Below are 12,513 nucleotides of genomic sequence, written 5' to 3' on the forward strand. Positions count from 1 at the left end.
TCATCGATCTTCGCAGACCAGTATGCTTCTTTCTCTTTTCTTTTCAAATAAATACCTCCCAAAATGTGTTCTATGGGAGGAGTATCTCACGAATCTTCTTCTATTAATATGTGTTCACTATTTGACGCTTACCTTTTTATGTAGCTGCAAGGTTCCAACACAAGTCGGAAATAATTCTGAATTGAACTAGAGCTATGTGCAACCCCGGTACCATCATCCATCACTTACGAACAATAATCTTATTAGAAAATTGAAGAGTAATGTTTAAAGTAGGTACCAGGTCCCCAGACAAATGAGAAACAACTCTGAATTGGACTGAAGTTGTGTGAGGACCTGGTACCTTTATTAAAGCGACGTTATTTCACGTCGGCATATGATGAAGCGATTGAAACGCAGTCGAATACGTGGTTTGTGAAAGAAGATCAACTTCATTTATCGGCAATTCAGTACACCGTAGGATCAGACACCATACCGAATATCCGAGGGATCCTTGATAGTAAGGAATTTGATAAGTATAAAGCTGAAAATCCAGGCGCGAAGCCGTTTATGTACGGACCTGAAATGAAGCGTGATTGGATTCATGTGTTGAATGAGGTGATTGTTCCTTTGGGAGATGAGTTGAGGTGAGTGGGGGAATGTATGTATGAGGTGCCTATGTCAGAAATAAACTTAAATGCTTAAATAGTTATAAAGGACTGAGAAGTTAGATACCTGTGTGAGAAGCAAACGTCAATGTTTAAACAATCATGAAAATAATATGCTCATATTATGATCAAAGCTGAACCCCAAATAGTAGCCACTTTTTATAGTGACATTTACTATTTGGGTTCAATTTTGTAAATTATAAATACTAATTATTTTAAAAACAAGATAAAAGCCTAAACAAGATAAAAGTGTCATAAAACTGAAGTTGTTAAAATATTTTTATTTTTATTTTTTTAATGTTGACATTAGTCAGACAACTATGTATTGTTGTATATGAAAGTTCTTATTATATATAAAAAGAACTTTCATATATAAAAAAAGCAGTAATTATATTAGGTAATACATTTTTTAGTAACCAAATGAAAGCGCTTCATTTAAAAATGAATAGAAATAGGGGGGAGTTTTGTGGACAAAAATTCACAAGTATTAATGAAGAATAATGAGGTTGAGAAAAAAGTATATTCTGCTCCAGCTGTTAGTAAAGCAATAGAAATAATCACATTTTTAAGTAAATATAAAAATAAAGAGTCAACATTAACAGAGATAAGTAAGGGGGTTTCAGTGAATAGTTCTACTTGTTATAGAATTTTACAAACTCTTGTAAGTGAAAAGGTTTTAAGATACAAAGATGAGACAAAAAAGTTCTCTCTAGGTTCTTATTTAATGGTATTAGGAAATAGAGCCTCGGAATTTATTGACTATATGGAAGTAACCCGAGAATATATGGGAAAGATAGAGAAATTAACAAAGTCTACATGTGGACTTTGTCAAAGGGTCGGTGATCAATGGTTGTATGTAGAAACAAAAATTCCTGATTCACCTTATAGTATTTCAATAAAAGTTGGGCAGAGATTTGATTTGAATGCAGGAGCAACAGCAAAATTATTAATGGCTTATTTATCACCAAAAGAAAGGGAAGAAATTTTAGATCGTATAGGTTTAATAAAATATACAAATACAACTAAGTTTGATAGAGAAGAGTTTTTAAATGAAATGCCAGTGATTAGAGAGCAAGGTTTTTCAGTTAGCATAGGAGAGCACTATGAAGGGATTTCCGGTATATCATTTCCTATATTTAACAAGCTAGGAGATATAGAATTTGCTATAACAGTAATCATGTTGAAAAATGGAAGAAATAAAGAAGACTTAAAAAACGTTGCAATTCAAGTCAAAGAATTAATAGATGAACTAACATCATTAATATGAATAGGTCAGAATTATAGGAGGATTAATATGAAAAAAATCAAAAGTTATTTCTTACTTCTAACAGTTTCTATTCTAACATTACTAGTCCTAGCTGCATGTGGTCAATCGTCCGATGAGTCTTCAGGTGAAAAGTTAACTGGTGCATTTTCAACAGGTAGTTCAGGCGGACTTTATGATTTATTAGGCGGTGGTATGGCAAACATTATAAATCAAAAATCTGAGAATATTAAACTAAACTCAACTGTACCTCCATCTATTAGTGAGGTACCAAGAATGTTAGATACAAAGCAGGCTATCGTAGGTATAGGAATGGCAGATATGATGCAACGTGCCAAGGAAGGCGTTGGAGAGTTTGATCAGCCATACGAAAGTATTAAACCAGCATTTGCAATGTACGACAACGTAATGGCAATTGTAACTACAGCTGATTCTCCAATTAAAAATATAAAAGACCTTAAAGGAAAAAAAGTAGGTGTTTCTTCGAAATCTACACAAGACGTAGTATCTCCTTATTTAGAACTTGCAGGAGTTCCCCATGATGAAGTTGAATGGGTATTTCTTTCTTATTCAGAACAAGCTGAAGCGTTAAAAGAGGGAAGTATTGACGTTGGAAATTTCACTTCTTATCCGAAAGCAGGTTTATTAGAGGATTTATCTACTTCAAGAAAAGGATTGAAGTTTCTCGAAATAGATGAAGATATACGAGAAGAATGGGATAAAGAATATCCATTGTGGGCAAACGGTATAACGCCAAAAGAAACCTATAAAGGAATGGATAAAGATAGTAATTATTATACGATGTTCACAGTACTTTACGTAAATTCAGGTTTATCTGAGGATAATGTTTATGAAATAACAAAAGCTGTATTTGATAATTATGAAGATATATCAGTTCTCCATCCAGCAGCAAAAGATATTAAACCAGAGAAAACAAAAGAATATATTGAAAAAAACATTATCGATCAAAAAGATTTACATCCTGGTGCGCTTAAGTATTTCAAAGAAAAAGGGATTTTAGAATAAATGTATTGAAATGATTCGTTTACAAGACGCTAGACTTTCTGGGATGAATAGTTTTAGAAAGTCTATTTTCTTGAAAAATCTAGAAGAGGTTACTCGCATTCTTAGAGAGAGGGTGAATACATGGAAGTAACTAATGAGCAGAAAAAAATTCTACCCATGGTAATCCTTATAATTAGTGTTGTATGGGTCACTTTCCAATTATACACGGCAGCATTTGGTGTACTGCCAGCATTGCAACAAAGAGCTATTCATTTACTTTTCGCATTGACAATGATATTTCTGATGAATCCATTCTCAACAAAGAAAGGTTCTAAAAAAGAAAAAATCACGTTTGAAAAAATTATTATGGTAACACTTTCTGTTTTTGCAGTAGGATATATTACTATTAATCACATTGAAATATGGTCACAGACTGGTTCCTTATCTTTTTTACAAGAGATTGTTAGTTTTCTAATCATTTTATTAGTACTCGAAGGCGCTAGGAGAGTTATTGGGTGGTCACTTCCAATTATTAGTCTCATTTTCATCGCGTATTCATATTTCGGGAACTACCTACCACCGTTATTCCAACACCAAGGATATACTTTTTCAGAGTTATTTCGTCACGAAGTAATGGGGCTCGAAGGTATATTTGGTATAGCGCTAGGAGTTGCAGCAACATTTGTGTTCTTGTTTATTTATTATGCTGCTATCCTTCAAGAATCAGGGGGGGGAAGGTGTTTATTGACTTATCTACCTCACTTGTAGGTAGAATTCGTGGAGGCCCCGCGAAAATTTCTGTAATAGCGAGTGGCTTATTTGGATCTATTTCAGGTAGTGCAGTAGCAAATACAGCAGGTACTGGTTCATTTACAATTCCGTTGATGAAGAAGACAGGATATTCAAAACGCTTTGCTGCATCTGTTGAAGCGGTATCTTCTACAGGGGGTCAATTCATGCCTCCTGTAATGGGATCAGCTGCATTTTTAATTGCAGAGGTATTATCAATTCCTTTTTGGCAGGTTGCACTAGGAGCATTAATACCCGGAATTTTGTATTATGTAGCTGTTTTTATAATGGTTGATATTGAAGCCGTAAAACATGATATTAAAGGTATAGATGCAAAGGATATCCCGAGCTTCAAAGAAACATTAAAAAAAGGATGGCATCTAATGCTTTCTCCATTGGCACTAGTCTTCCTATTACTATATTTACAATGGTCACCTATGAAGGCTGCATTTGGAGCTATTGTAATTACATTACTTTCAACATTTATTAATAAAAATAATCGAATGAGTGTATCTCAATTCTTTATGAGTATGAAAAAAGGTGCAGTAGGTTCACTTGAAACTACAATCGCGTGTGCATGTGTTGGTATTGTAATAGGAGTTATAAACCAAACTGGTTTAGGTTTTTCAATATCATCTATTTTAATAACTCTTGCTGGCGATAATCTAATACTTTTACTTCTATTAACTATGGTTGTTTCCTTGATTTTGGGTATGGGACTGCCAACAGTGGCTGCATATCTAGTTTTAAGTGTTATGGTCGCTCCTGCACTTGTTAATCTAGGAGTATATCCACTAGCAGCACACTTATTTATCTTTTACTTTGGTATTATCTCTGCTATAACACCTCCTGTAGCGCTTGCTTCGATCGTAGCAGCAGGAATTGCAGAAGAAAAACCATTGGCAACAAGTCTTAGCTCATTAAAGCTAGGTTTGCCAGGTTTTCTCCTTCCATTTATGTTTGTCTTAGGACCTGAGTTAGTTTTAGAAGGAACAACAATAGGAATAGTCACTAGTGTAATAACAGCTATATTAGGGATTTATTTACTAGCTATAGCTATACAAAAATATTTCATTCGCCACTTAAAAATTTGGGAAAGTACAATTTTCGGACTTACATCCTTAACTTTACTTTATCCAGGTATAACAACAGATATAATAGGTATTTCAATTACGCTGATTTTCTCATTGTATATATGGAAGACAAAAGAAAAATTACCTAAGCAAAAATTAAAATCAGGCGATAAGATTATCGAGTCGTCTACACAAAGTATAGGGGGATAAAAATGATAAAAAATTTAGTTAAGAAAAAAAATGATTACTCAAGTTTCTTAGATCCACAAAGTATTGCTGTTCTAGGAGCTTCTAATGATCCAAGCAAAATTAGTGGTAGACCAATTGAATATTTAAAAAGATACGGATTTAAAGAAGAAAATATTTATCCGGTAAATCCAAAATATGATTCTATTCAAGGTGTTAAATCTTACAAATCACTTGAAGAGTTACCAGATGGAATTGATCTAGTAATAATTGCAATCGCAGCTAAATATGTAATTGAAAATATAAATATATGTGTAAGAAAAAAAGTTAAATCTTGTATGATCTTTAGCTCCGGTTTTGCTGAAATGGGAGAGGAAGGACAATCATTACAGGAAGAAATTACAAATATCGCCAAAGAAACTGGGTTGTTTATTATAGGTCCAAACTGTCAAGGTATAGCTAATTTGAAAAATAGGAGCATTACTACTTTTTCAACAGCTTTTGTAGAAGGAGAATTAGTAAACGGCTCTTCAGCAATCTTGAGTCAAAGTGGTGCGGTTGCTGCTATGGTTTATAATATGCAAAAAAACGATGGAGCTGGAATTAAGTATTGGGCTTCTACTGGTAATGAAGTTGATGTCAATATTCCGAGTATAGCAAACTATATATTAGATGATGATGATATTAAGGTAGTACAAGTTTATATGGAATCAATAAAAAACGTCAAAGAGTTAGTGGAACTAGCTGAAAAATCTAGAAGATTAGATAAGCCAGTATTAGTATTGAAACCTGGTAAAAGTGAAGAAGCTAAAAAAGCAGCTAGCTCACACACGGGTGCTCTTGCTGCGGAAGATATAGTAGTAGATAAAATTTTAAAACATAATGGATTAGTTAGAGTAGACGATGTTAATGAGCTTAGTTCTTTTTCAAAAGTATTTCGTCTTTCTAAAAGAGTAAAAGGAAAAAATGTAGCTATTCTTAGTAACTCTGGTGGGTTAGGTGTAATGATGGTTGATAAATGTAAAGAGTATGGATTAAACATCGTAGAGTTTGAGAGCAATACAGTAAATCGACTTTCGGAGATTTTACCCGTATTTGCATCATTTGAAAATCCAATCGATGTAACAGCACAATTATTAAATGATAAAGAATTGTTATCTAATGCACTTCCGATTTTGATGGCTGATCCCAATGTAGATATTATTCTATTCGGTCTAGGTATAATTGGTAAAGGTTATGATATTGATAAAATGATTAGTAGTATAATTCAATCTCAAAAAGATGGAGAAAAATTGATTAGCGTGGCTTGGGTAGGTAGTCAAGAGGGTAGAATTGAAGAATTTAACTGTAATGACGTACCAGCTTTTGAAGACCCGACACTATGTGTCAAGGCAGTTGCCAAGTATGCAGAGTACTGTACAAATAACTTTGAGAATAGTGACTACTTAGATAAACCCGATTATTCAAAAGGGAATTCATTATTATTAAATATGGAGACTAATGAAGGGTTTCTATCAGAATATGACAGTAAGCGTGTATTAAAGTCAGATTTCCCAATCGGTCCAATGTATAAAGGATCGAACGAAAAAGATATTGATAACATCGGGAATGATATTAATTATCCAGTAGTTTTAAAAGTCAATTCTAATAAAATTCAGCATAAATCAGAAATCGGTGGGGTTAAACTCAATATAAAAGATAAAGAGCAACTACTAAACACTTATTCTGAAATGTTATCAAACGATCTAATTCCAAAAACAAATAAGGGATTAGAAGTAATAGTGGAAGAAATGTCGGAAGAAGGATTCGAAATTAGTTTAGGTTTGAAAAAAGATCCTGTATTCGGACCAATAATTATGGTTGCATCCGGTGGTATTTATATAGAAGTATTAAAGGACTTTCAATTACTAATCCCACCAGTTTCATATGAGCAAGCAAAACATGCTGTTAACTCGCTAATGTTGTCCCCGTTACTAACAGGAGTAAGAGGAGAAAAACCAAAAGATGTTAATAAGTTATGCGAAGTGATAACAAATTTTTCTGACTTTGTACTCGAGAATGAAAATAATCTAGAAGAGATAGATATTAATCCTATTATTGTTAAAGATAAAGGTAAAGGTGTAACAATAGCAGATGCTCTTATTAAGATATCGAAAAGTGGTGAGAAAAATGAATAACGAAAACATTATTGTTGAAGATTTGAACGGAGTAAGAAATATCACTTTAAATAGACCTAAAGCACTGAATTCTCTAAATTATGATGTTATTGAGGAATTAGAAAATGTAATAAAGGAGAGTAAATACAATGACTCAATCCGAGTCGTTGTATTGAAGGGAAGCGGAAAAGCTTTCTGTGCAGGTGATGACCTAAAAGGAATGGCCACAGAGAAACAATCAGTTCCTGAACATATATTAAGAAGATCGGAATTAGGATATGGAAGGTTAATATTAACTTTGAGAAATTTAGATAAACCTATAATAGCTGAAGTACATGGATACGCGTTAGGAGCAGGTTGTGATTTAGCTTTAGCTTGTGATTTGGTTCTAGCTGCTGAGGATACAAAATTTGGATTAGTATTTGCGCAACGCGGTCTAGTATCTGGAACAGTATTATTGCCTAAACTAATAGGATATCAAAAAGCGTGTCAATACCTATTCATGGGAGAATATTTTTCAGCATTAGAAGCTGAAAAATTAGGAATAGTAAACGAAATACATAAACCTGAAGAACTTTCTAAAGCGGTTAATGTATTGGCAGAAAAGTTATCAATAGCTCCTACAGCTGCTATTGGTTTAATCAAAAGAGCTATAAATGAAAGTATTGGAACTTCACTTGAAGAATCAGTAAAAGTACAAAATACTGTTGTAGCTGCTTCTTATACTACACATGATTATGAAGAAGGTAAGACAGCCTTCCAAGAAAAGCGTGAACCAAATTATTTAGGCAGATAATTATATAAATAGATTGGAGACTTATTATGCTAGCCTTCGAATATCAAAAAACACCAATTAATCATGAGTATAAAACATTTTTTGAGTTAGAAGAAGGATTTGTAAAGAGCTATTTAAGATCAATTGGATTAAAAGAAGATAATAAAAAAATTCCATCATCAATTTTTGCAATATATAATTTTTGGAATTCAACAATGGGGAATCCTGTACCTGGTACTATTCATTTAAAACAAAAAATGGAGAATTTACTAGAACCTCAAATTGGAGATAATTTTGAAGTGACGATAACTATAAAAGATAAATTTCGTAAAAAAGAAAGAGATTATCTAGTTTTTGAAACTGAGTTTCATAAAGATGGAAAATTATATTGTAAAGAAACCACAACATACTTATGGGGTTTTGCCAATGGTAATTAGAGGAGTGTAGTAATGAGTAATTTAGAAAGTACAGATTTAATCAGTAGTAAATATACTGTTTCTCAAGAAGAAATCAATAGTTTTGCAAAAAATAGTGGTGGAATGGGTTCTATTCATACAGATCCCGAATATGCTCAAAAAACATTTTTCAAAAAAACATTAGTACATGGCCTTTACATGCTTGCAATTATAGAAAAAGAAGCTCACTTCCAGTTTAAAGGAAGCAATATAAAAACTATTGAAGTGAACTATTTGAAACCTATAGTTGTTAATCAGGAATTTCATATTAAGTTTATTCAAAAGCAGGTAAATGATTGGGAGTTATCGGTTCTAACTAATGATAAACCAATGATTATAGGAACATTTACACTTTAAGATTTAAAGTGTAAGTAGAAGGTGGGATGTATCAAATGAATAAATTTGAAGGACAAGTTGTGGTAGTAACAGGCGGAGCTCAAGGTATAGGCGCGGCGACTGTTAGCGCTTTTCTAAAAGAGGGAGCAGCAGTAGCTGTTCTTGATCAGCAAATTGAAAAGATACAAGCCTCTGTTCTGATAAATAATAAATTATTAAAATATTATCAATGTGATATTACTAAAAATGAAGAAGTCATAGAGTGTTTTAAGGATATAGTAGAACATTTTGAGAAAGTAGATGTACTTATTAATAATGCAGGGGTAACACGCGATAATTTGCTATTTAGAATGAGTGATGATGATTGGGATATGGTTATTGACACTCATCTTAAGGGAAGTTTCCTATGCTCAAGAGAAGCACAAAAATATATGGTGAAGCAAGGGCATGGAAAAATAATAATGTTATCTTCTAGATCAGCGTTGGGGAAAAGAGGACAGACGAATTATGCTGCTGCCAAGGCAGGGATTCAAGGAATGACAAAAACTATGGCTATTGAACTTGGACCATTTGGTATAAATGTAAATGCTGTAGCACCAGGATTCATTGAAACACAAATGACAAAAGATATTGCGAAAAAAACTGGAGTTTCGTATGAAGAAATTAAAGAAGAAGTAATTAAAAGTAATGCTATTAAAAGAGTAGGAAAACCTGAAGACGTTGCTAATCTAATTAAGTTTTTAGCATCAAAGGAATCAGACTATATAACGGGGCAGACTATTTATGTTGCTGGAAACATAACGAATTAAGTCTAAGACTTTTAAAAAACTGCTAGGAGGAAGTAAACTATGAGTTACAAATTTATTGCAGTAGAAAAAACAGGGAAATTAGCATATTTAATTATTAATCGAGCTGATGTAAGAAATGCTTTAGATAAGGAAACTCTAGATGAAATGAAAATGTTCATGGAAGAAGCTAAAAATGACGATAGTATAGGAGCAATTGTTATTACTGGAGCAGGTGATAAATCATTTGCAGCCGGAGCAGATATCAAACAGATTAGAGAGAAGTCTATGCTTGAGATTCTTCAAACAGGTGGAATGAAGGAATTTTATAGCTATATAGAAAGTTATGAAAAACCAACTATTGCAATGATTAATGGTTTTGCATTAGGTGGTGGTTTTGAACTTGCATTAGCATGTGACATACGCATAGCTTCAGAAAACGCAAAATTAGGACTGCCAGAACTCAATCTAGGGATTATACCAGGAGCAGGCGGCACACAAAGATTATCAAGGTTAATTGGAAAAGGTAAAGCAGTCGAGTTAATCCTTACTGGGAAGGTAATGAAAGCTGAAGAAGCCAAAACTATAGGAATTCTAACCGATGTAGTTCCAAGTGAAGAGTTGCGCAATACAACAGAAAAAGTGGCAGAATCAATTCTCAATAAAGGACCACTCGCGGTTAGATTAGCAAAATTAGCTATTCTATATGGAAACGAAACAGATATCAATACAGGATTAATGATTGAAAAGTTATCACAAGCAGTTCTTTTCGCTACTGAAGATAAAAATGAGGGAACAGATGCATTTTTAGAGAAGAGAAGTCCTGAATTCAAAGGGAAATAAAGGGGGTAAAGAAATTGAAAGATAACTACGTTATTGTCAGTGCTGTTAGAACGCCTATTGGAAGATTCGGAGGATCATTAAAAGATATTAATTCAGGGAAATTAGCAAGTTTTGCAATTACAGAAGCAATTAAAAGGGCAGGAATTAAACCAGAACAAGTTGATGAGGTAATTATGGGCGAGGTCAGACAGACTTCTGAATCATCAAATGTCGCGAGAGTAGCAGCATTACGTTCAGGTATACCTATTGAAAAGCCAGCTTTTACTGTTAATCGTTTATGTGCATCTGGTATGCAGGCAATTACTTCTGCTGTACAGCAAATTGCTTTTAACCAAGCTGAAATTATAGTAGCTGGTGGAACAGAAAACCTAAGTAGAGCTCCTTTCTATTTATACGATGCTAGATTTGGAGAAGGAGTTCCTAAATTAATTGATTCTAATTTGTTAAACGGTCAGCAACCGACTGAAACTTATGGAAATGATCTTGGTATGGGTATCACTGCAGAGAATGTTGCAGAAAAGTATAAAATCACTCGAGAAGAGCAAGATCAATTTGCTGTACTAAGTCAAGAAAAAACCAAAAATGCAATTGAAGAAGGAAAATTCGAAAAAGAAATTGTTCCCATTGAAATAAAGAGAAAAAAAGATAGGTTCCTGTTTAAGCAAGATGAACATCCAAGATTAGATACAAAAATTTCTTCTTTAGAAAAACTGAAACCTGCTTTTAAAGAAGCTGGAACTGTCACAGCTGGTAATACTTGTGGCAGAAATGATGGAGCTACTGCGATAGTAATCATGAAAGAACAAAAAGCTAATGAATTAGGACTAAAACCTATTGTCAGAATAGTAGATTGGGCCACATCAGGTGTTGATCCGAGATTTATGGGAATTGGTCCAGTGCCAGCCATTAAACTATTACTTGAAAAAACAGGTTTAAAGAAAGAAGAAATTGATCTATTTGAATTAAATGAAGCCTTTGCAGCTCAAGCATTAGCTGTTATTAAAGAGACTGGAATTGACATTAATAAAGTAAATGTAAATGGAGGAGCTATCGCATTAGGGCATCCTCTTGGAGCTACAGGAGCAAGGATAACTACTACACTTATTCACGAGCTTATAAGACGACAAGGACGATACGGAATAGCTACTTTATGCGTCGGCGGTGGTCAAGGCATAGCTTTATTGGTAGAAAGAATCTAACTAAATTATAGGGGGAAACTTTTATGTCTATTGAAACAATCCTTGTGGTAGGATCAGGAACTATGGGAAGAGGAATTGCATATGTATCAGCCGTAGGAGGATACAATGTTATTTTAAATGATATTAATGAAGATGCGTTAGGCATTGCGGAAACTGATATACAATCATTTTTCAAATCAGGAATTGAAAGAGGGAAAATGTCGTACGAAGATGCAGAACTAAGTAAAAGTAGAATTCAATACTCTTTAGATCTGAAGAAATCAGCAGGAAAAGCTGATTTTGTAATTGAAGCGGTTCCAGAAGTGATTAGTATTAAAGAAGAAACATTTAAGAAATTAGATGAATTTACACGAGATGAAGTAATACTTGCAACTAATACATCAGCTATGAGTCCCACAGAAATTGGTTCTTTTACGAAGAAACCCGATAAAGTTATTGCAATGCATTTCTTCAATCCGGTTCCCAAAATGAAACTAGTAGAAGTTATTAAAGGCCTTGAAACTTCGGAAGAGACTGCATCAACTGTTAAAGAAGTTACTAGAAGAATTGGGAAAGAAATTGTTTTAGTTAATGAACATCCTGGATTTGTGACGAGCAGAATCAGTGCATTAGTAGGAAATGAAGCCTTTAATATGTTAATGGAGGGTGTAGGTACTCCAGAAGAAATTGATAAAGCGATTGAATTAGGATTAAATTACCCAATGGGTCCATTTAAACTTGGAGATATAGTAGGTTTGGATGTAAGATTGAAAAACCTTGAATATTTGCATAAAACATTAGGAGAAGCATATAGACCAAGTCCACTTCTTATCAAATATGTAAAAGCAGGAAGATTAGGAGTGAAAACACAAAAAGGGGTATATGACTACATTGCTAAATAACAACTTGTAGAAATATCTTATATTATATTTATTTGAAAGAGAGTATTTCTGCAGAATTAGAGTGTAAGGTACCTGTGTGAGAAACAAACGTGAATGTTTGAACATTCATGAAAGTTTCTCGC

General features: G+C 33.5%; 12 protein-coding genes and 1 pseudogene. All 13 read left to right on the forward strand.

Annotated features, from left to right (window positions below; all coding sequences use genetic code 11):
* Nucleotides 1–345 precede the first annotated feature (345 nt).
* Nucleotides 346–627, forward strand: a pseudogene (locus tag CSV76_RS12720) (hypothetical protein); the annotation flags it as partial.
* A gap of 483 nt (nucleotides 628–1,110) precedes the next feature.
* Entirely contained in the window at nucleotides 1,111–1,911 is an 801-nt protein-coding gene (locus CSV76_RS12725) for an IclR family transcriptional regulator (protein ID WP_099625810.1), read from the forward strand.
* Between the two features lie 27 nt (nucleotides 1,912–1,938).
* Complete coding sequence (locus CSV76_RS12730) at nucleotides 1,939–2,934, forward strand: TAXI family TRAP transporter solute-binding subunit (RefSeq protein ID WP_099625811.1); 996 nt, start codon at nucleotides 1,939–1,941, stop codon at nucleotides 2,932–2,934.
* A 120-nt stretch (nucleotides 2,935–3,054) separates the two neighbouring features.
* Complete coding sequence (locus CSV76_RS17730; protein WP_233204479.1) at nucleotides 3,055–3,681, forward strand: hypothetical protein; 627 nt, start codon at nucleotides 3,055–3,057, stop codon at nucleotides 3,679–3,681.
* Nucleotides 3,651–4,985 carry a TRAP transporter permease gene (locus CSV76_RS12735; protein WP_233204480.1) on the forward strand — a complete coding sequence of 445 codons (1,335 nt, stop codon included), beginning with the start codon at nucleotides 3,651–3,653 and terminating at the stop codon, nucleotides 4,983–4,985. Before CSV76_RS17730 ends, CSV76_RS12735 begins: the two co-directional genes overlap by 31 nt.
* Nucleotides 4,986–4,987: 2 nt before the next feature.
* Entirely contained in the window at nucleotides 4,988–7,138 is a 2,151-nt protein-coding gene (locus CSV76_RS12740) for an acetate--CoA ligase family protein (protein ID WP_099625813.1), read from the forward strand.
* Nucleotides 7,131–7,913 carry an enoyl-CoA hydratase/isomerase family protein gene (locus tag CSV76_RS12745; RefSeq protein WP_158232806.1) on the forward strand — a complete coding sequence of 261 codons (783 nt, stop codon included), beginning with the start codon at nucleotides 7,131–7,133 and terminating at the stop codon, nucleotides 7,911–7,913. The genes CSV76_RS12740 and CSV76_RS12745 overlap by 8 nt, the downstream gene beginning before the upstream one ends.
* Nucleotides 7,914–7,939: 26 nt before the next feature.
* A complete protein-coding gene (locus tag CSV76_RS12750) occupies nucleotides 7,940–8,329 on the forward strand; it encodes a hotdog family protein (RefSeq protein ID WP_099625815.1) in 390 nt (129 codons plus the stop codon).
* Between the two features lie 12 nt (nucleotides 8,330–8,341).
* Entirely contained in the window at nucleotides 8,342–8,704 is a 363-nt protein-coding gene (locus CSV76_RS12755) for a MaoC family dehydratase (RefSeq protein WP_099625816.1), read from the forward strand.
* Between the two features lie 35 nt (nucleotides 8,705–8,739).
* Nucleotides 8,740–9,492, forward strand: a complete 753-nt coding sequence (locus CSV76_RS12760) for an SDR family NAD(P)-dependent oxidoreductase (protein WP_099625817.1) — start codon at nucleotides 8,740–8,742, stop codon at nucleotides 9,490–9,492.
* A gap of 39 nt (nucleotides 9,493–9,531) precedes the next feature.
* A complete protein-coding gene (locus tag CSV76_RS12765) occupies nucleotides 9,532–10,311 on the forward strand; it encodes an enoyl-CoA hydratase/isomerase family protein (protein WP_099625818.1) in 780 nt (259 codons plus the stop codon).
* A gap of 14 nt (nucleotides 10,312–10,325) precedes the next feature.
* On the forward strand, nucleotides 10,326–11,510 hold the full coding sequence (locus CSV76_RS12770; protein WP_099625819.1) for a thiolase family protein: 1,185 nt from the start codon (nucleotides 10,326–10,328) through the stop codon (nucleotides 11,508–11,510).
* Between the two features lie 23 nt (nucleotides 11,511–11,533).
* Complete coding sequence (locus CSV76_RS12775) at nucleotides 11,534–12,391, forward strand: 3-hydroxyacyl-CoA dehydrogenase (RefSeq protein ID WP_099625820.1); 858 nt, start codon at nucleotides 11,534–11,536, stop codon at nucleotides 12,389–12,391.
* Nucleotides 12,392–12,513: the final 122 nt, after the last annotated feature.

Source organism: Sporosarcina sp. P17b (assembly GCF_002743115.1).
In the GTDB taxonomy this organism is placed as follows: domain Bacteria; phylum Bacillota; class Bacilli; order Bacillales_A; family Planococcaceae; genus Sporosarcina; species Sporosarcina ureae_C.

Bases quoted from the DNA above. Each gene is read 5' to 3' on its own strand.
- CSV76_RS12730 (WP_099625811.1), top strand. From the start codon at position 1,939: ATGAAAAAAATCAAAAGTTATTTCTTACTTCTAACAGTTTCTATTCTA.
- CSV76_RS17730 (WP_233204479.1), top strand. From the start codon at position 3,055: ATGGAAGTAACTAATGAGCAGAAAAAAATTCTACCCATGGTAATCCTT.
- CSV76_RS12740 (WP_099625813.1), top strand. From the start codon at position 4,988: ATGATAAAAAATTTAGTTAAGAAAAAAAATGATTACTCAAGTTTCTTA.
- CSV76_RS12745 (WP_158232806.1), top strand. From the start codon at position 7,131: ATGAATAACGAAAACATTATTGTTGAAGATTTGAACGGAGTAAGAAAT.
- CSV76_RS12750 (WP_099625815.1), top strand. From the start codon at position 7,940: ATGCTAGCCTTCGAATATCAAAAAACACCAATTAATCATGAGTATAAA.
- CSV76_RS12755 (WP_099625816.1), top strand. From the start codon at position 8,342: ATGAGTAATTTAGAAAGTACAGATTTAATCAGTAGTAAATATACTGTT.
- CSV76_RS12760 (WP_099625817.1), top strand. From the start codon at position 8,740: ATGAATAAATTTGAAGGACAAGTTGTGGTAGTAACAGGCGGAGCTCAA.
- CSV76_RS12765 (WP_099625818.1), top strand. From the start codon at position 9,532: ATGAGTTACAAATTTATTGCAGTAGAAAAAACAGGGAAATTAGCATAT.
- CSV76_RS12775 (WP_099625820.1), top strand. From the start codon at position 11,534: ATGTCTATTGAAACAATCCTTGTGGTAGGATCAGGAACTATGGGAAGA.